This window comes from Streptomyces sp. NPDC054783 (assembly GCF_053611725.1).
In genome coordinates this window covers 77,004-95,633 of the sequence record NZ_JBSHAY010000005.1, presented here as the reverse complement: position 1 = coordinate 95,633, position 18,630 = coordinate 77,004, and the positions used below count along the sequence as shown (strand labels likewise).

Here is an 18,630-nt window from a genome sequence, read left to right as displayed (position 1 = left end):
AACTTCTCGCGAGTCTGGTTACCAAGGTCGGCCGTGTTTGATAGGAAACTTTCCTACCAGTGTCCGGTACGGACCAGCACGGACCAACGACCCACCCCCCACTCCCGCTTGGAGCCCTGTGGTGAACACAGACCGCGAGACAGCAGCCCCCGCGCCCATATCCCGCCGGACCGTCGTCGCCCTGCTCGGCGCCACCGTCGCCTCCGGTGCCCTGCTCGTGTCCCAGCGCGCGACCGCCGCCCCGGCGGCGGCGTCGGGCCTCGACGACCCGGCGAAGAAGGAGATCGCCATGGAACTGGTGTCGAGCGCGGAGAACTCCTCGCTCGACTGGAAGGCCCAGTACAAGTACATCGAGGACATCGGCGACGGCCGCGGCTACACCGCCGGCATCATCGGCTTCTGTTCCGGCACCGGCGACATGCTCGACCTGGTCCAGCTCTACGCCGACCGCAAGCCCGGCAACGTACTCGCCAAGTACCTGCCCGCCCTGCGCAAGGTGAACGGCAGCGACTCCCACAGCGGCCTCGACCCCAACTACCCCAGGGACTGGCGCAAGGCCGCCCAGGACGCCGTGTTCCAGCAGTGCCAGAACGACGAGCGCGACCGCGTCTACTTCAACCCCGCGGTCGCCCAGGGCAAGACCGACGGCCTGCGCGCCCTCGGCCAGTTCTGCTACTACGACGCCATCGTCATGCACGGCGACGGCGACGACCCGACCAGCTTCCGCAACATCCGCAAGCGCGCCCTGCGCAGCGCCAAGCCGCCGGCGCAGGGCGGCGACGAGACGACGTACCTCGACGCCTTCCTCGACGCCCGGGTGTGGGCCATGAAGCAGGAGGAGGCGCACAGCGACACCACCCGGGTCGACACCGAGCAGCGGGTCTTCCTGCGCAAGGGCAACCTCGACCTCAACACCCCGCTCGACTGGAAGGTGTACGGGGACAGTTACCACATCGGCTGACGCGCCGGTGTCACGAGGCGTGCGGCAGGTCGACGGGCGTGGCCACCTGAGGCCACGCGCCGAGCCCGGCGGCCTGCCGCACCGTGATGCGCTGGATCACGGCGATCGCCAGGACGGCGGCCAGGAGGTCGAGGGCCTCCGACGCCACCAGCAGGGGCAGTGAGGTGCCGTAGCCCAGGTTCACGGCGGCCAGGGACAGCGCCGCGTGCCCGACCCAGGCCGCCCACCACACGTTCACGAGGAGGTCCCCGCGGCCATCGTCCGCGCCGTCCGGCGCGCTCGCGCGGTGGACGTCCTGCACCAGCCCACGAGGCACCCAGAGGTTGAACACCGGTATCAGCCAGGCCAGGACGGCCCAGGTGACGGAACCGGGAACCCGGCCGGGCGAGAGCAGTTCGGCGTTGCGCCGGCAGCGGGCGAACCACAGCAGGAACAGCAGGGCTGCCGCCGTCATCACGTACACCAGGATCATCGACACGCGGGCGGAGTCGGTGGCCGTCGTGGCCGACGGATGCAGCAGACGGGCGCGGACCTTCAGCGCCCGGACCAGCTCGACACCGGCCGCCGCGGGCACGGCGAGCTGGGCGCAACGAGCGAGGAACCAAGGAGCCTGGGCGGCGGATCCGGTCACGTTCGAAGACCTGTCTGTGGAAGGCGCCCTGCGCGGGCGGCGGGGCGGCACGAAGATCGAAGCACCGGATCATAAGGCGGGGCCCACTCGCGTGTCAGGGCCCTGACGAGGAAAGATGGGCGGAGAGCGAACGATCGGATGACGCGGAGGAGCGGACTCATGCCGCACGAGCGAGCCGGCCGGCCGGCCGGTCCCGAGGACCTTGTCGACGTGGCCCGGCTGGTCACGGCGTACTACGCACTGCACCCGGACCCCGCCGACCCGGCACAGCGGGTGGCGTTCGGCACCTCCGGGCACCGGGGCTCGTCCCTGGCGACCGCCTTCAACGAGGACCACATCGCCGCCACCAGCCAGGCCATCTGCGAGTACCGCACGGCCCAGGGAACGGACGGCCCCCTGTTCCTGGGCGCCGACACCCACGCCCTGTCCGAGCCCGCCAAGGTCACGGCGCTGGAGGTGTTCGCGGCCAACGGCGTCAGTGTGCTCATCGACAACACCGACGGCTACACGCCCACCCCCGCCGTCTCGCACGCGATCCTCGCCCACAACCGGGGCCGCACCTCCGGTCTCGCCGACGGCGTGGTCGTCACCCCCTCCCACAACCCGCCCGCCGACGGCGGCTTCAAGTACAACCCGCCGAGCGGCGGCCCGGCGGCCTCCGACGCCACCTCCTGGATCCAGGACCGGGCCAACGAGATCATCACCGGCGGCCTGAAGGACGTACGCCGGATGCCGTACGAGCGGGCGCTCGCCGCGGAGACGACAGGACGGTACGACTTCCTCGGCGTCTACGTCGGCGATCTGCCGAGCGTGCTGGACCTGGACACCGTCCGCGGGGCCGGCGTGCGCATCGGCGCCGACCCGCTCGGCGGAGCCTCCGTCGCCTACTGGGGACGCATCGCCGAACAGCACGGCATCGACCTCACCGTGGTCAACCCGCACACCGACCCCACGTGGCGGTTCATGACGCTGGACTGGGACGGCCAGATCCGCATGGACTGCTCCTCGCCCTACGCGATGGCCTCCCTCATCGAGCAGCGCGACCGGTTCCGGATCGCCACCGGCAATGACGCCGACGCCGACCGGCACGGCATCGTCACCCCGGACGCGGGCCTGATGAACCCCAACCACTACCTCGCGGTCGCCATCTCCTACCTGTACCGCCACCGCGACCAGTGGCCCGCCGGCGCCGGCATCGGCAAGACGCTGGTCTCCTCCACGATGATCGACCGGGTCGCCGCCGACCTCGGCCGCCAACTGGTCGAGGTCCCGGTCGGGTTCAAGTGGTTCGTGGAGGGACTGGTCGACGGTGCCATCGGGTTCGGCGGCGAGGAGTCCGCCGGCGCCTCCTTCCTGCGCCGCGACGGCTCCGTGTGGACCACCGACAAGGACGGCATCATCCTGGCCCTGCTCGCCTCCGAGATCACGGCCGTCACGGACCGGACCCCGTCGGAGCACTACGCCGACCTGACGGCCCGCTTCGGCGAACCCGCCTACGCCCGTATCGACGCGCCGGCGACCCGCGAACAGAAGGCGCTGCTCGGCAAGTTGTCACCGGCCCAGGTAACCGCCGACACGCTCGCCGGAGAGGCTGTCACGGCGGTGTTGACCGAGGCGCCCGGTAACGGCGCCGCGATCGGCGGTATCAAGGTCACCACGGAGAACGCCTGGTTCGCGGCTCGCCCTTCGGGCACCGAGGACGTCTACAAGGTCTACGCCGAGTCCTTCCTCGGCCCCGACCACCTCGCCCGGGTGCAGGAGGAGGCCCAGGCGGTGGTGCTGGGGGCGCTCGGCGGATGAGGGACGGGCGGGCTGCCTGTGCGGCGGGCCGGACGGGGCCTGCGGGCGGCCGGCGGCCCCTGTGGCGGGCGAGACGGGCCCGGTGGGCGGCCGGGACCGACGGCAGGTGCGGCCGACGGCGGTGCGGTACGCCGCCGTGACCCCGGCGGTGCGCCGCAGCCGGCGGGGCCCGCGGCCTGCCCCGCGCGGCACGGGGTTCGAACCTGCCACGAGTTCTGCCGCTGCCGGGAGACCGGGCCGGGCATGGTGTTCGGCCCGGCCACCGAGAGCCACCCTGCCGGGCAGTCCGGCCCGGCAGGATCAGCCGTGGCCGCGCCCCTGGTCCAGCCTGTTCAGCACCGCCTGCGCCATGGCCTGCTCTCCCTTGGCGTTGGGGTGCGCCGGGGCGGCGGGTGCGGACGGCTGGAGAGGTTCGATCCAGCGGTCCGCGGGCGCCTTGCACATGTCGTGGCCGACCGTGGGACCGTAGGTGTCCACGTACTCGGCCCGGCCACCAGGCGCAGCATCAGGTTCAGCCGCTTCTCGGTGTCCCGGAGGTAGGGGAAGTCCTTCTGCGCGAACGGCACCTGCGGGAAGCAGCCGCTGCCGTCGTCGGGCAGCAGGTCCGGATAACCGACGACGACCACGCGCGCGTGCGGCGCCCTCGCGTGCACGGCCCGCAGCACCCGGTCGACCTTCGGCGCGGCCTCTACGATCGCGAGGGCCAGCTGGTCGTATCCGGAGGCCTCGTACGAGCGTTCGCAGGGGTTGCCCGTCGGGTCCTGGGCGGCCAGGTGGGCGCAGGTGTTGATGATCGGGCCGAAGCCGACGTCGTTGCCGCCGATCTGCACCGTCACGAGGTCCGTGTCCCGTTGCACGGCGTCGAGCTGGGGCGCGTTGGTGCCCTGCGCCTGCCACATCTCGGCCGTCGTCGCGCCGGCGCAGCTGACGTCCTTGAAGGTGCTCACCTGACGCCCGTCCGCCACCAGCGAGGGGTAATTCCGATCGGAGCGGGCGCAGTTGGCGTCCACCTGCTGGGGGATTCCGGGCCCCGAGGTGTAGGAGTCGCCCAGAGCGACGTAGCCGATGCCGTGGCCGTGTCCCGTGGAGTGCGCGGAGGCCGGTGCCGTGGCGGCCGCGACGAGGACGCAACCGCCCAGCGCCGCCCCTACGACGGCGGTTCCCCGCCGGCCTCTCGCCCCGCCCGTGGCACCTGTGCCGTTCGCCATGGATCCTCCCCCTGAGCCCGCTCATCGCACGGTGCCGGCACCGGAGAGCGGCCCTCGCGCGTTCGATTGAGTCTGTATACCGTCCGGTAGGTCCTGCGGACCAGAAGCGGGAAGCAACGAGTTCGGGCGCCTGGTCGCCGAGTGGCGTAATGGCGATGCGTTGGTCGAGCGTGTGCGGGACTGATGGCGCGTCAGCTCCGCTTTTGGGTGCGGCGGCCATGCTCCCAAACTGATGACGCGTCAGTCTTCCGTGTTGTCTGGCCGACAGGCCGTGTGCGCGACCTGCATGTTCGTCGTGATTGCGGCTGCCGTACGCGGCGGGGCGTGACTGCCCAGGGGTGCCGACTGCGGAGTGCTGTGCGCTACACCATCCGGTGGCTTCTGGTCGCATCAGCGTTATTCACGGCCCCGATTTCCAGATCATTCCACTAACGACCCATCAGGACTGACCCGGCGTCATCAAGCTCTGACCCAAGTCGAGGAGAGTGGAGAGAATGACGACATCGCCGCGAAGGCGATCCGTTCTGGCGTCAGCAGCCACCATCGCTGCGCTCACCGCAGGCGCGCTGGCGATCCCGTGTGCCGCCTATGCGCAGGATCACACCACCCCGCAACCGCCCTACCCGAAGGGGCTCGGCTACCCGCTTCATCCCGAGAGACCGGAGTATCCGGTACATCCCGAGAGGCCGGTCCATCCGGTGAAGCCGGTCTATCCGGAGAAGCCGGTGCACCCGGTGAAGCCCGAGTATCCGCAGCGGCCGGAGAAGCCTGTCTATCCGGTGAAGCCTGAGTATCCGGTGAAGCCCGAGTATCCGCAGCGGCCGGAGAAGCCTGTCTATCCGGTGAAGCCGGTACGGCCGGTGAAGCCTGAGTATCCGGTGAAGCCCGAGTATCCGCAGCGGCCGGAGAAGCCTGTCTATCCGGTGAAGCCGGTCTATCCGGAGAAGCCGGTGCACCCGGTGAAGCCCGAGTATCCGCAGCGGCCGGAGAAGCCTGTCTATCCGGTGAAGCCGGTCTACCCGGAGAAGCCAGTACGGCCGGTGAAGCCTGAGTATCCGGTGAAGCCGGTCTACCCGGTGAAGCCCGAGTATCCGCAGCGGCCGGTCAAACCGACCTACCCGGAGAAGCCGGTCTACCCGGAGAAGCCCGTGCGGCCGGTGAAACCTTCGTATCCGGAGAAGCCGGTGCAGCCGGTACGGCCTGAGTACCCGCAGCGCCCGGTGAAGCCCGAGTATCCGCAGCGGCCGGTGAAGCCGGTTTATCCGGAGAAGCCGGTGCAGCCGGTGAAGCCCGAGTATCCGCAGCGGCCGGTCAAACCGACCGCCCCGGAGAAGCCGGTGCAGCCGGTGAAGCCCGAGTATCCGCAGCGGCCGGTCAAACCGACCTACCCGGAGAAGCCGGTGCAGCCGGTGAAGCCGACCCTCCCGGAGAAGCCGGTGCAGCCGGTGAAGCCGACCCTCCCGGAGAAGCCGGTGCACCCGGTGAAGCCGACCTACCCCGAGCACCCGGTGAAGCCGACCTATCCGGAGCACCCGGTGAAGCCCGTTCGGCCGTCGAAGCCGTCGGAGCCGCATCATGCTCACAAGAAGTCGGACCACGAGCACGACTCGCGGGACGAGTGAGCAGCTGACAAAGGACAGCTGAGGGGATCCGGGACACCCACAGGAGATCGCTGGGCCGCCCGCTGCGGGCGGCCCAGCGGTGTGCCGGCGGAGCGGACCGATGATGTGCTCGCACGGACAACTGCCGGCCGTTCTTGGTATCGAAGGCGGAAGGCCGCCTGCCACTGCGGGAGTCGGTCCTCCGATCGACCTCAACCGACGGCTCTCACGGCCGCCCCGCACGCCATGGGCGCCGTTCTCCCCGGGTACGTCGACTCCGACCACTGTGTCCAGGAGCGACCCGAAGCCATCGGCAACACGCGCCGCCGGCACCCGCCCACGCCCCGTACCGACGGCCACACCCTCGGCCTGATGACCACCGTCTCGCCTGTCAACTGGCCGACCGCCAGGCCGAGTCAACCTTCAGCTTGAACCGGGACAGGCGAATGACCTGCGGGAACGGTGTGAGAAGCTGCGGTGGTCAGCACGTCCGAACGATGGAGGGGCATCGACGGTATGGCCATCATCCACCACACCACGCTCAAGCCCACGAAGCTGGAGCTGCTCACCGACTGGCTGCCCTCCCGCCCCTGGTACCGCGGGGGCCCGGACACCCCGGTGCTGACCAAGTCCGGCGGTTTCCGGCTGGAGGACCCGGAGGGCGAGGTCGGCATCGAGTTCATGGTGGCCACCGACACCGACACCGACACCGACACCGACACCGACACCGACACCGACACCGACACCAACACCGGCACCGGCACCAACACCGCCACGGACATCTCCGCCGCCCAACCCACCGCCTACCTGGTCCCGTTGACCTACCGCGGCGCGCCGCTGGCGGGGGCGGAGCACGCGCTCGTCGGCACGATGGAGCACGGGGTGCTCGGCAAGCGCTGGGTCTATGACGGCTGCCACGACCCGGTGCTGGTCGCCGAGTTGCTGTCGCTGATGGAGGGCAGGGCCCCGGCGCACGCCCAGAGCGTCGACGGCGCCCCGGATCCCGAGGTGGTCCGCTCCTACGCCGGCGCCGCCTTCACCCTGGACGACTTCACCCCCGAGCCGGCCGACGACCGGGAGGGCACCCGCATCCCCGCGCCGCACGGCACGGTCCTGCACGTCCACCGGGTCCTGGCCCCCGTGCCCGAGAACCCGCCGCTGCGCCCCGAGGGTGCGATCGGTCATGTGGCGCGCGGCTGGCAGGACCCGCAGGGCCCTCCGCTGACGGCGGTCTTCGTGACGCTGCGCACCGCCTGACCGGCATTTCACACGCTCGACCCACACCGCTCATCGACTCACACCGCCCATCTGGCATGGTCAGGACAAATCTGTCACTCTTTCGGCAGTCCGCGCCCTGGCCCCGTGAGGACGCGGCGCACCTTTCGGTGCAGCGATCGCGCAAGCCCCGTCAGCGGCCGCCCCGGCGTACCCCAGCCGCCGGTGGCCATCGAGCAGGCCGGGAATCCCGGCCTCCGCAAAGGAGTAGCGTGTGAGATCGACCCCCCACAAGGTCCTCGGCGCCGGTGCGCTCACCGTCGCCACCGTGGCCGCCCTCGTGCTCCCCGGCACGTCCGCCGCGGCCCGGCCGGCCGCGGCACCCGCCGCCTGCAGTCCGGCGCAGGTCGTCGGCAACGGCGGCTTCGAGAGCGGGACATCGCCCTGGTCGGCGTCCTCCTCCACCGTCATCACCAGCCGCTCCGGCGAGACCGCCCACAGCGGCAGTTCCTACGCCTGGCTGGACGGAGTCGGCGGCACCCATACGGACACCCTCAGTCAGAGCGTCACCATACCCTCCGGCTGCGACGCGGCCACCCTCACCTTCTGGCTGCACATCGACACGGACGAGACGACCTCCTCCGTCGCGTACGACAAGCTCACCGCCAAGATCGGCAGCACGACGCTGGCCACCTACTCGAACCTCGACGAGAACACCGGGTACGTCCGGAAGTCGATCGACGTGTCGGCGTACGCCGGGCAGACCGTCACTCTCTCCTTCACCGGGACCGAGGACTCCAGTCTCCAGACGAGCTTCGTCCTCGACGACATCGCGCTCGACACCTCGGGCGGCACCGCGCCACCGCCCGGCGACTCCACCCGCACCCCGGCCGCGCCCTCGTACACCGTGAACCTCGGCAGCGACACGAGTGGCACCGAATGGACCGGGCACGAGAGCGTGACCTTCAGCAACGCGTCCGCCACCGCGCTGAACGAGGTCTACCTGAGGCTGTGGGACAACTACCACGGCACCTGTGACGCCATGCCGATCCGGGTCACGAACGTCACCGGCGGCACCGCGGAGGCACCCTCCGTGGCCTGCACCGCGCTGAAGATCGACCTGCCGGCCCCGCTCGCCCAGGGCCAGAGCGCCACGATCGGCTTCGACCTCGGCATCACCGTGCCCAGCGGCGCCGACCGGTTCGGCCACGACGGCGCCTACAGCTTCATCGGCAACGCCCTGCCCGTCCTGGCGGTCCGCGACGGCGCCGGCTGGCACCTCGACCCGTACACGGACAACGGCGAGTCGTTCTACTCCCTGGCCGCCGACTTCAAGGTGACCCTCGACCACCCCAGCGGCCTGCTGGTCCCGGCCAGTGGCACCTCCATCGACACGCCCGGTTCCAGCGGCCGTACGGTGACCACGGCGACGGCGTCGAAGGTCCGTGACTTCGCCTGGGCCGCCGGGCCCTTCACCAAGATCTCCGGCACCTCGGCGGCCGGGGTCGCGGTGAACGTCTACTCGGTCTCGGGCATCAGCTCCTCCAGTGCCCAGTCCATGCTCAGCACCGCCAAGAGCGCCGTGGACGCCCACGCGGCCCGCTTCGGCGCCTACCCCTACGGCGAGCTGGACGCCGTGCTCGACAACAACTACTGGTTCGGCGGCATGGAGTACCCCGGGTTCGTCCTGGACGTGGTCAGCTCCACCGCCCTCACCCACGAGACCGGCCACCAGTGGTGGTACGGCATCGTCGGCGACGACGAGTACAACAGCCCCTGGCTGGACGAGGCGTTCACGGACTACGCCACCGACCTCGCCCTCGGCAAGACCGGCACCAACTGCTGGAACAGCGTCTCCTGGGCCTTCAGCGCCGAGAAGATCACCAACCCCATGGCCTACTGGGACGCGCATTCCTCCCGCTATTCCACCGTCGTCTACGGCTACGGCAAGTGCGCGCTGCACGACCTGCGCCGCCTCCTCGGTGACACCGCCATGGCCAAGCTGCTGAAGGACTACGCGACCGCGCACTGGTACGGCGTGTCGACCACGGCCGAGTTCAAGGCCGCCGCCCAGGCCGCCACGAGCACCGACCTCACCTCCTTCTGGTCCCAGCACCGCATAGAAGGCTGACCGGACCACCCGCATGGCTCAAAATCCGGCCGCGGATTGCTTCATGGGGCGGAACCCGGAGTGCGAGACCACCCGACCACATGTCAGATGGATGGCGTGCGAAGCCTCATCGTCCCTTTCCGCGGCCGGTCCCGCCTTTGCCTCACCGGTGCCCTGGCCGCCCTTGTCCTGTTGCTGTCCAGCCCCCCGGCCATGCCCGAACCCGGTGGGGGTGCACGCGTGCGCGGCGGCGCCTACATGGGCATCGGCGTCCTCGCCCATGACGGAGACACCGGCGCCCGTCCCCCGGCGGGCCGCACCTCGCAGCCCGAGGGCGTCGATGTCGCCAGCCACCAACTCGACGTCGACTGGCCGACCCTGTGGAAGGACGGCACACAGTGGGCGTACACGAAGGCCACCGAGGGGACGTACTACACCAACCCCTACTTCACCCAGCAGTACAACGGCGCGTACAAGGTGGGCATGATCCGCGGCGCCTACCACTTCGCCACCCCGGACACCACCAGTGGCGTCAAGCAGGCCGACTACTTCCTGGCGCACGGCGGCGGCTGGTCGAAGGACGGCAAGACCCTGCCCGGCGTGCTCGACATCGAGTGGAATCCGTACGGCGCCGCCTGCTACGGCAAGTCCAAGAGCGACATGGTCGCCTGGATCCGAGACTTCCTGAACCGCTACAAGTCGCGCACCGGCCGGGCCGCCGTCATCTACACGGCGACCAGCTGGTGGACCCAGTGCACCGGCAACTACAGCGGCTTCGCGGCGACCACACCGCTGTGGATCGCCCGCTACGCCTCGGACCCGGGGACGCTGCCGGCCGGCTGGTCCTACCACACGATGTGGCAGTACACGTCGGCCGGCAAGACCGTCGGGGACCACGACCGCTTCAACGGCGCCCCGGACCGGCTGAAGACCTTCGCGACCGGCTGACCCCGCGCCGGGCGCCACTCCGGCCACCTCTCGTGCGCCGGACGAACCGCCGGCTGGGCGACGGGGCCCCACTGGGGCCCCGTCATGGGCCCTGGCTGCGCAGCGGATCGAGTCCGGGGGACCCGGCCCGCTTCACGCCGAGCTGTCGCGGTCCGGCGGGCGTGCCGCCGTGGTCACGGCCGTTCACCTCGCCGGCAGGCCTGCGTGCGGTACGTGAGGGTGCGATGCGCCGTCCACCCTTGCGACCGGTCTTGGAGATGTCCAGGACGACGCATGCGCCCGGGAGCCGGGCTCGGCCTGGACGACGCGGGCGGTCGCCGGTTCGGCCATGTCCCGCGTGGCGGAGGCGAACACCAGCAGATCCATGTCGTACGGCGCCGGCCCGGACCGCACGGGCGCGGGCCGGGCCGCCCGCACCGCGAGTGTCGAGGCGTACTCGAGCCCGGCCACGGCCCGGCGCGAGACGATCCCGGTGACCTGGTCGAGCATCCGCGCCGGCAATGACCGCGCTCGCTCCGAAAGCAGGGAGAGGGGGAGAGGAGTAGAGGGGGAGAGGCCGGGCAGGCCTTGTTCCTAGCGGCCGTGCGCGAAGAGCATGCGCAGCGCGAGCGCCGTCATCACGCCGCTGGACGCCAGGGCCGTGACGAGCCGCCCCCGGCTGCCGGTCAGGAGCCGGCCGAGCAGGGCTCCGCCGCCGGCCAGGAGCAACTGCCAACTGGCCGATGCCGTAAAGGCGGCCAGGACGAACACGGCCCGTTCGAGGTGGTCCGGTGCCGCCGAGGTCTGGCTGCCCAGCACCAGGGCCGCGAAGTAGACCACGGTCAGGGGGTTCAGCATCGTGACGCCCCACAGACCCAGGAAGGCCCGGGAAGGGCGCAGGGGAGTCGCGTCGGGCCGGGAGGCCGTCCGGGCCGTGCGGTAGTGGGTGATCGCCGTTGCCGCGCCGCGCACCGCCAGCACGACGAGCACCGCGCCGGCGACCCAGCGCAGGGAATGCGCGATCGGCTCGACGGCGTGCGTCAGTGCGGAACCTCCGATCACGGCGATCAGCGCGTAGAGGCCGTCCGCCGCCGCGACCCCCAGCGCGGCACACGCGCCGATCCGCAACGAGGTCCGGGCGGTCAGCGCCACCAGATACGTCCCGACGGCCCCCACCGGCACGGCGATGCCGTAACCCGCGAGAAGCCCCGCGACCAGCGCCGCGCTCATGCGTGCACGGGCTGAGGCCTTCTCCGGCGGCCGCGCTGCTGTCGACCGCGCACCGGTCGGTCGGCGGCGGTCCACGACAGGAAGGCGGTCAGCGAGGTCATGCGCTGATCGTGACGGCAGCGCGGCCGCCCGGACAACTCCTTTTCGCCGCGCCGCTGCGACCGCCTCGTTCCAGCCGCAGTGCGGCGTGGCGGGGCATGCCGTTGGCGGCCGACCTGTCGTCGTGGGCCCGGGCCATGGCGCCGGCCGCGACCAGTGCCGCAGTCCCGCCACGAGGGCCGCCGTCCGGCCGTACCCGCCCGGAGCCGGGTTCCAGCCGGGGCCACCAGGTCGGGGGCGTGCCGGTCGAACACGGCGGAGAGGCCGAAGGTCACCGCGTCCACAGGCGAGCCGCCGACCGCCCACACCTTCGGCCGCGGGTGCCGTACGCCGATCGTCGGCGCACTGGAGATGTGGGTACTCCGGAGGAGCGGGAGGAAACGTCTGTGAGGTACGGATACTCCTCGGGAGGGGTGTGACGGCGGCTCCGCGCACCTCAGACGGTGCGTGACGGTTGCTCAGCGCACACCGCGGATGGGCAGGATGGCGAGCGCGCCGAGCAGCGACAGCGCGCCGCCGAACAGGAACAGCGGGGTGTAGGCGCCGAGCGCGGTGACCACGGCCGAGGCGACGAACGGCGCCACGATCTGCGGCCCGGCGTTGGTGATGTTCAGCACGCCCAGATCGCGTGCGGCGTCCTCGGCGCGGGGCAGCACGAGGGTGACGACGGCGGTGTCCACGGCCATAGACGTTCATGGTCGCCTGGACCAGGCACCATCCGATGCCCGCCAGCAGCGCCGTGCGCACGTTGCCGAGGAAGGCGAGCCCCCCGACCAGTGAGGCCGGCGCCCCGGCGAGCACCCAGGGGTTGCGCCGCCCCGAACGGTCCGAGAGCGCGCCGGCGACCGGATTGCACGCGGTCGCGAACACCGAGCCGACCCCGCCGATCAGGCCCAGCAGCGCCACCTTGTGGTGCGCGTCGATCGCGGCGACCTGGGTGGGCAACAGGACGGACCCCACCCCCAGATACACGGCGTACATCGACGCGTTGGCGACGAGCAGCAGCGTCATCAGCCCCCGCTGCCGGGACTCGGGCGCGGTCGGCACGGTGGCGGACGGTCGATCTTCGGTCGGCAAAGGCATGGCGACTCCTGGGAGGAAGGCAAGCAGCGGGGAGCAGGACCGGCTACTTACACGAGTAACCAAGAAGAGTGGTCCTTGTGTAGCAGCCGGTTGCGGGGTTGAACAGGGGCCCGGGTCAGGGAAGCCGATTCGTCACTTGACGCGTGTAACCTGAAGGCACGCGAAGCCGAGTGGAAGGGAACCATGGCGAGGAACGCGGCCGCGGCCGTCACCAGCGCCGATGTCGCCCGGCTGGCGGGCGTCTCGCGGGCCACGGTCTCTTTCGTGCTGAACAACACCCAGGCGCACCGTGTCAGCGAGGCGACCCGTGCGAAGGTCCTCGCCGCCGCGGACACCCTCGGCTACGTGCCGCACGCGCCGGCCCGCTCCCTGCGCGCGGGCCGCAACAACCTGGTGCTGATCCCCGCCGCAGTGTCCGCGATGGGCCGCCTGGTCAGCGGCTGGACAGACGACCTGCACACGGAGCTGGAGCGGTACGGCTACACGGCGGTCCTGCACGCCGGCCGGTTCACCGACCCCGGCACCGCGGCCCGCGCTTGGGCCGAACTGCGCCCCGGCGCGGTCCTGGCGCTGTACGGTACGAGCCTCGACGGGGCCGCCGTGGACGTACTGCGGCGCGCCGGTGTCCGGGCCCTGATGGCGCTCGCGCCGCAGCCGGTCGAGGGCGTGTACACGGTCGTGTGCGACGACCGACGGGTGGGCGTGCTCGCGGCCGAACACCTCGTCGCGCAGGGGCGGCGGCACATCGGCGTCGTGATGCCCCGCGAACGCGGCCTCTCCGCCTTCGCCGAGCCCCGCCTGGCCGGCGCGCGGAGCGTGGCCGCCCGGACGACGGCGACCGTGACGCGGGTGGAGATGGAGTACACACACGCGTCCGCCGCCGAACTGGCGAACGGCCTTGCGGAGCGCGGTCTGGACGGCGTCTTCGCCTACAACGACGAGTACGCGGCGCTGCTGCTGGCCGTGCTGCGGGACGTGGGGACCGGTGTTCCCGGTGACGTCGCCGTCGTAGGCTGCGACGACCTCGTGACAGCGGCCCTGCAGCGTCCCGCGCTCACGACGATCCGGCTGGAGTTGCCCTCCGCCGCGCAGGCGGCCGCGGCGCTGCACGACCTGATCGAGACCGGCACGGCGGCACCCCTGCCGGCGGTCGAGCCGGTGCTCGTACGCCGCGAGTCGGCCTGACGGCACCGGCCTCCGGGGAGGGGCCTGAGGGAGTCAGGCGGTCAGGTGGCCGTGCAGGAAGTCCACGCTGTGCGCCACGATCGCAGGCACCTCCGCGGAGCCGAGGAAGATGTGGTCGGCGCCCTCGACCGGCCGCAGCGTGACGTCACCGCCCGCGTCCTGGAGCGCCCGGGCCAGCGCCTCGCTCTGGCCGTAGGGCACGACCTGGTCCTCGCGGCCGTGGATCAGCAGGAACGGGGGTGCGCCGCGCTCCGCCGCGTACGTCACGGGGCTGGCGAGGCGCGCCCGCTCCCGGCGTTCGGTCTCCGGCCCGCCGAGCAGGGTGTGGACGGGGTTCGGGTACGACGGCTCGCCGGGCAGGGACGGCATGGAGTGCGCCAGGAGCGGTTCGAGGTCGGAGACGCCGTACCAGTCGACTACGGCCCGCACCCCGCTGTCGCCCTCGCGTACGCCCTCCACGCCTTCGAGGCCGGTGCCGTGTGCGTCGGCGCGGACCAGTCCGGCCAGTGCGGCGAGGTGTCCACCGGCGGACTCGCCCCAGGTGCCGATCCGTTCGGGGTCGATGCCGAGGGTCGTGGCGTGGTGCCGTACGTACCGGATGGCGGCCTTGACGTCGTGCAGCTGGGCGGGGAAGGGCGCCTCGAGGCTGTGCCGGTAGTCGATTCCGACCAGCGCCAGGCCGGCCCCGAGGACAGCACCGTGCAGCAGCTCGACCGGCACCGTCGGCGGCGGATAGCGCCGGTCGCCCTCCAGCCAGCCGCCGCCGTGGATCCACACGACGGCCGGCACGGGCCCTGTGGTGTGCGGTACATGGACGTCCAGCAGGCGCGGCCGGTAGCCCGGCGAGGTCGCGTAGGTCAGCCCGTGGAAACGGCGCACACCGTCGGTGCCGGTCGCAGCGGGGGTGGGGGCGCGGAACGGGGGCGGCGGCCAGCCCGTGTCGAGCTGGGCGGGGGCGGTCGAGGTCATGGCGGGGCCTTCCGTCGTCGGCCGGGGCGGTGCGCCGCGGCGCGGAGCCGTCGGCGCAGCGAGATGTTACACGTGTAACCATCGACTGGCGAGGGTTCTCGACGGCCGCGCGGCGCGTCGTGCCGGGGCCTGGGTGGGAGGTCGGGGCAGTGCCGGGGCGGGTCAGGTATGGACGCCGACGTCGGCCGGCATGGCCTTCGGGTCCTCGGGTCCTCGGGTCCTCGGATGTCCGCCAACCGGACGCGGCCTTCGGATCCGCCCTCATGACGTTTGATCCAGGCACGGGAGTTCTCCCACACCTCTTCGGCCCGGTCGTACCAGGGCGTCTCGGGGTCGTGCTCCGCGCAGAGTTGACGACGATCCGGACGCCGGACGCCGTCAGCCGTCAGCCGCCGGGCCACGGCCGCGCCGATCCGGGACGACGATCCGGTGACCAGTGCCAACCAGTGCCAATGCGAAAGGGTGTGCCCGGCGCCGGCCAGACCGGCACCTGCAGGACCGTGGGCTCCCGGCGGCACGAACTGCGGCAGGCAGGAGACGGCGAACGCTCCCGGGTGCTGTGGCACAAGATGCCTTCCGCGTCCGGATCACGGTGCGGGTCTGGGGCACGGTACGGTCGACCCCACGGCTGACGCTCGGCTGACCACCTCCTCCTTCCTCGTCCTCGGCGTCATCGACACACTCGGCGAAGCCAGCGCGTACGACGTGAAGGTGGAGGCGGCCCGCACCGTCGCCCCGTTCTGGTCGGTGCCGCACGCGCAGGTGTACGCGCAGTGCGACCGGCTGCTCGCGGCCGGCCTGCTGGCCCAGGTGCGGCAGGAGAGCGGGCGGGGCCGCCGGGTGCTGGCCCTGACCGACCGGGGCCGGCCAGGCCGTCACCCGGTCCGGGCCGGCCGCCCCGCGCACCGCGCCCCTGCCGGGCTGGGCCAAACCGCCGCTCGCCGTGCTCGGCTCCTCCTGGCTGGGCATCGGCACCGGACTGCTCGTACGACCCGGTTTCTGGGCCGAGTTCGTGCCCTGGCACACCAACCGCGTGGACGCGCAGGCGCTCGGCGTCTGGGCCCTCGCCCTCGGCGTGGGCGTCCTCGGTTCCCTCGCCGAGGACGACCTGGACCGTACCCGCCCCGCCCTCATGTCCCTGCCCGGCACGGCCCTCGCCCTGACGGTCGTCCTCGCCGCCCGCGCCCCCCACGTCGACTGGTCCTCCGGGCCCGGCGTGAGCCTGATCGCCATGGTGGCCGGGCTGCTCGCGGCCGGGGCGAGCGGACGGCTCCTGCTCAGGGGGAACGCCGGGGGGTCGGTGCCCGGCGGCGACGCCGGGGCCGTCGGGTCGGGCGAGGCGATGCGGGGCGCCGGCTGAGCGCGGGCGAGCGTCGCCGCCGTCGTAGGCTCGCCGTGTGCCCCACGTCGAAATCCTTCAACTGCTGGTCTCCCCGGTGCACCGGCTCGCGGGCCGGCCGGGCGACGGGATGCCGGAACTGCCCTCCGGGGAGCTGGTGACGACGGCCGAGGTGCGCGCCGGGCTGGGGCTCGTCGGCGACCGCTACTTCAACCGGCCCGCCCACCGCAACGCCTCGATCACCCTCATGGCCGTCGAACGGCTTCCGCAGCCGCGCGCGCACCCGGCGGACCTGCTGCGCACCCGGCGCAACGTCCTGCTGCGCGGGATCGACATCGACGCCTACATCGGCGCGACCGTCTTCCTCGACTGCGGCACCGGCCCCGTGGACTTCGCGGTGCGCAGCGCCGCCCGGCCCTGTGCCTGGATGGACACCACCCTCGGTCCCGGGGCGCAGCGCGCGCTGCGCGGCGGCGGGGGAGTGCGCTGCCGGCCGCTGACCGACGGCACCCTCACCGTGGGCCCGGCCCTGTTCGGGGTGCGCGATCCGGGTCTCACCGCTGCTTGCTGAGCCCGCGGTGCCCGAACCGCCTACCGTGAGGACAGGGGGCCGACTCGGACAAGGACCGCCACGGACCTCCAGCTCAAGGACAATGTCGCTGTCGTCACGGGAGCGAGCAAGGGCATCGGCCTCGCCATCGCCGACGCCTTCGCCGCCTGGGCGGCCAGATCGCGCTCCCGGCACGGTCCGGCCCAGGCCCGTTCGGCACCGCGCGCCGGGACCGTCACCTCATGCCGCAGCGCCTGCCACGTCACGCGCATGCCCCGCGCACGGCCCGCACAGGGCTGCGCACCCGTCGCCTGCATCGCATACCACCCGGGTGACCAACGGCCCACCCACTACGCACCTTCCCCGCCCATCGGCCCTGGTCACGAGGCGCGACGGCCGCGGTCCGCCCGTGCCGCAGCGGGCGGTACGCGGGCTGGGGGAGTGCGTCCACGGCGTACGGGCAGAACGGCCGTGGTCCTGCCGTCCGCTGGATGTACCTGCAGCGCCCGGACGGCGCCCGTGCCAACCCGGATCAGCACTGATACCCCCCGAGGGCAGGTCAGCCCAGGTGAGGTGGTGTCCAGTCGGCGTGCCGGAGGACCGCTCGTGTCGTCAGCCGGGACGGGATGACCCGCAGCGCGGTGTTGCGCAGGGCCACGGCCAGCGGGTGGGACAGCCGCTGGCCCATCCGGCCCGCCTGCCGGGCCGCGCGGGAGACCGCCTGTGAGCGCGGGCGGCGCTCGGCGTCGTACCGGGCCAGGGCGGAGGCGACGGAGGGTTCCGTGGCGAGCGCGGCGGCGAGCGTGGCCGCGTCCTCCAGGGCCTGGCAGGCGCCCTGGCCGAGATTCGGTGTCATGGCGTGCGCGGCGTCGCCGAGGAGCGCCACCCGGCCCGCGACGAACGACCGCAGGGGCGTGGCCAGTTCGTGGATGTCGTGGTGGAGAACGGCCTCCGGCCGGGTCGCGTCCAGGAGGGCGCGGACCGGTTCGTGCCAGCCGTCGAAGCGGCGGCGCAGCATGCCGAGCGGGTCGGCGTGGCGCACCCCGGGTGCAGCGGTGAGCACCGCGTGCCATTCGGCCCGGCCGTCACAGAAGCCGATGTGGCCGAACTCCGCACCCTCGCCCCAGGTCAGCTCGAAGTCGGTGGGCAGATCCAACGGCCCGTGGGTCACGGCCCGCAGGACCGTCGAGCCCGCGTACACCGGGCCGGGATGACCGGGGAACAGCAGTCCGCGCAGCCGGCTGCCCACCCCGTCGGCCGCGACGACCAGGTCGGCGTCCAGCACCCGGGCCCCGGCCGGCACTCCCACCCGGTCGGGGGCCGAGCGGTCCAGCGCGGGCACGGTGACGCCGATCACCATGCTCTCGGCCGGCAGGGCCTCGCGCAGCAGGCGGTGCAGGACCGCGCGCCGGATGCCGACGATCGGCGTGCCCAGCGCACGTTCGAGGGCGGCACCGTCCATCCGCGCCAGCCATCGGCCGTCGGGGGCGCGGGTGCCGCCGGTGTACTGCGGGCGTGCCGCCGCGCGTACGGCAGCGCCGACGCCGAGGGCGTCCAGGGCGCGCAGGCCGTTGGCGTGCAGCGAGATGCCCGCGCCCGCGTCGGCGGGGGTGCCGGCCCGCTCCACGACCCGTACGTCCCAGCCGATCCGGCGCAGTCCGATCGCCGCCGCCAGCCCGCCGATGCCACCGCCGACCACCACCGCCGTACTGCCCATGCCGG

General features: G+C 72.2%; 15 protein-coding genes and 2 pseudogenes. 10 read left to right on the top strand and 7 right to left on the bottom strand.

Going from position 1 to position 18,630, the window contains the following annotated elements; genetic code table 11:
- The first annotated feature begins 118 nt into the window (after positions 1-118).
- Positions 119-961 carry a chitosanase gene (locus tag ACWGJ5_RS12170; RefSeq protein ID WP_453309644.1) on the top strand — a complete coding sequence of 281 codons (843 nt, stop codon included), beginning with the start codon at positions 119-121 and terminating at the stop codon, positions 959-961.
- Between the two features lie 10 nt (positions 962-971).
- Here the strand turns inward: ACWGJ5_RS12170 and ACWGJ5_RS12165 are convergent, their stop codons facing one another.
- On the bottom strand, positions 972-1,592 hold the full coding sequence (locus ACWGJ5_RS12165; protein ID WP_453309643.1) for a DUF4328 domain-containing protein: 621 nt from the start codon (positions 1,590-1,592) through the stop codon (positions 972-974).
- Between the two features lie 159 nt (positions 1,593-1,751).
- Here ACWGJ5_RS12165 and pgm point away from each other — a divergent pair, with 159 nt between their 5' ends.
- Positions 1,752-3,392: a phosphoglucomutase (alpha-D-glucose-1,6-bisphosphate-dependent) gene (gene pgm / locus ACWGJ5_RS12160; protein WP_453309642.1), complete on the top strand. Its 1,641-nt coding sequence runs from the start codon at positions 1,752-1,754 to the stop codon at positions 3,390-3,392.
- A gap of 300 nt (positions 3,393-3,692) precedes the next feature.
- Here the strand turns inward: pgm and ACWGJ5_RS12155 are convergent.
- Positions 3,693-4,600 (bottom strand): annotated as a pseudogene (locus tag ACWGJ5_RS12155) (SGNH/GDSL hydrolase family protein).
- A 494-nt stretch (positions 4,601-5,094) separates the two neighbouring features.
- Here ACWGJ5_RS12155 and ACWGJ5_RS12150 point away from each other — a divergent pair.
- The 4 genes from ACWGJ5_RS12150 (at position 5,095) to ACWGJ5_RS12135 (ending at position 10,474) form a co-directional block, all read left to right on the top strand.
- The gene (locus ACWGJ5_RS12150) at positions 5,095-6,222 is read left to right on the top strand and encodes a hypothetical protein (protein ID WP_453309641.1); all 1,128 of its coding nucleotides are present in this window, start codon (positions 5,095-5,097) and stop codon (positions 6,220-6,222) included.
- Between the two features lie 495 nt (positions 6,223-6,717).
- Positions 6,718-7,458 carry a maltokinase N-terminal cap-like domain-containing protein gene (locus tag ACWGJ5_RS12145; protein ID WP_453309640.1) on the top strand — a complete coding sequence of 247 codons (741 nt, stop codon included), beginning with the start codon at positions 6,718-6,720 and terminating at the stop codon, positions 7,456-7,458.
- Positions 7,459-7,690: 232 nt separating this feature from the next.
- A complete protein-coding gene (locus ACWGJ5_RS12140) occupies positions 7,691-9,547 on the top strand; it encodes a M1 family aminopeptidase (protein WP_453309639.1) in 1,857 nt (618 codons plus the stop codon).
- Between the two features lie 87 nt (positions 9,548-9,634).
- Positions 9,635-10,474: a lysozyme gene (locus ACWGJ5_RS12135; protein ID WP_453309638.1), complete on the top strand. Its 840-nt coding sequence runs from the start codon at positions 9,635-9,637 to the stop codon at positions 10,472-10,474.
- Positions 10,475-10,657: 183 nt separating this feature from the next.
- On the opposite strand, the gene ACWGJ5_RS12130 is transcribed toward ACWGJ5_RS12135, so the two are convergent.
- From ACWGJ5_RS12130 to ACWGJ5_RS12120, 3 genes are all read right to left on the bottom strand, one after another.
- Positions 10,658-10,963, bottom strand: a complete 306-nt coding sequence (locus ACWGJ5_RS12130; protein ID WP_453309637.1) for a hypothetical protein — start codon at positions 10,961-10,963, stop codon at positions 10,658-10,660.
- Positions 10,964-11,047: 84 nt separating this feature from the next.
- Positions 11,048-11,683 carry a LysE family transporter gene (locus ACWGJ5_RS12125; protein ID WP_453309636.1) on the bottom strand — a complete coding sequence of 212 codons (636 nt, stop codon included), beginning with the start codon at positions 11,681-11,683 and terminating at the stop codon, positions 11,048-11,050.
- A 557-nt stretch (positions 11,684-12,240) separates the two neighbouring features.
- Positions 12,241-12,468, bottom strand: a complete 228-nt coding sequence (locus tag ACWGJ5_RS12120) for a hypothetical protein (protein WP_453309635.1) — start codon at positions 12,466-12,468, stop codon at positions 12,241-12,243.
- Between the two features lie 580 nt (positions 12,469-13,048).
- On the opposite strand from ACWGJ5_RS12120, the gene ACWGJ5_RS12115 reads away from it, so the two are divergent.
- Positions 13,049-14,050, top strand: a complete 1,002-nt coding sequence (locus tag ACWGJ5_RS12115) for a LacI family DNA-binding transcriptional regulator (RefSeq protein WP_453309634.1) — start codon at positions 13,049-13,051, stop codon at positions 14,048-14,050.
- Between the two features lie 33 nt (positions 14,051-14,083).
- On the opposite strand, the gene ACWGJ5_RS12110 is transcribed toward ACWGJ5_RS12115, so the two are convergent.
- Entirely contained in the window at positions 14,084-15,019 is a 936-nt protein-coding gene (locus ACWGJ5_RS12110) for an alpha/beta hydrolase fold domain-containing protein (RefSeq protein ID WP_453309633.1), read from the bottom strand.
- Between the two features lie 429 nt (positions 15,020-15,448).
- Here ACWGJ5_RS12110 and ACWGJ5_RS12105 point away from each other — a divergent pair.
- From ACWGJ5_RS12105 to ACWGJ5_RS12095, 3 genes and pseudogenes are all read left to right on the top strand, one after another.
- Positions 15,449-15,874, top strand: a pseudogene (locus ACWGJ5_RS12105) (PadR family transcriptional regulator); the annotation flags it as partial.
- Positions 15,875-15,962: 88 nt separating this feature from the next.
- Positions 15,963-16,379 carry a hypothetical protein gene (locus tag ACWGJ5_RS12100; protein WP_453309632.1) on the top strand — a complete coding sequence of 139 codons (417 nt, stop codon included), beginning with the start codon at positions 15,963-15,965 and terminating at the stop codon, positions 16,377-16,379.
- A gap of 37 nt (positions 16,380-16,416) precedes the next feature.
- Positions 16,417-16,929, top strand: a complete 513-nt coding sequence (locus ACWGJ5_RS12095; RefSeq protein WP_453309631.1) for a molybdenum cofactor biosysynthesis protein — start codon at positions 16,417-16,419, stop codon at positions 16,927-16,929.
- A gap of 538 nt (positions 16,930-17,467) precedes the next feature.
- Here ACWGJ5_RS12095 and ACWGJ5_RS12090 read toward each other — a convergent pair.
- Positions 17,468-18,625 carry an FAD-dependent monooxygenase gene (locus ACWGJ5_RS12090; RefSeq protein WP_453309630.1) on the bottom strand — a complete coding sequence of 386 codons (1,158 nt, stop codon included), beginning with the start codon at positions 18,623-18,625 and terminating at the stop codon, positions 17,468-17,470.
- Between the last annotated feature and the right edge of the window lie 5 nt (positions 18,626-18,630).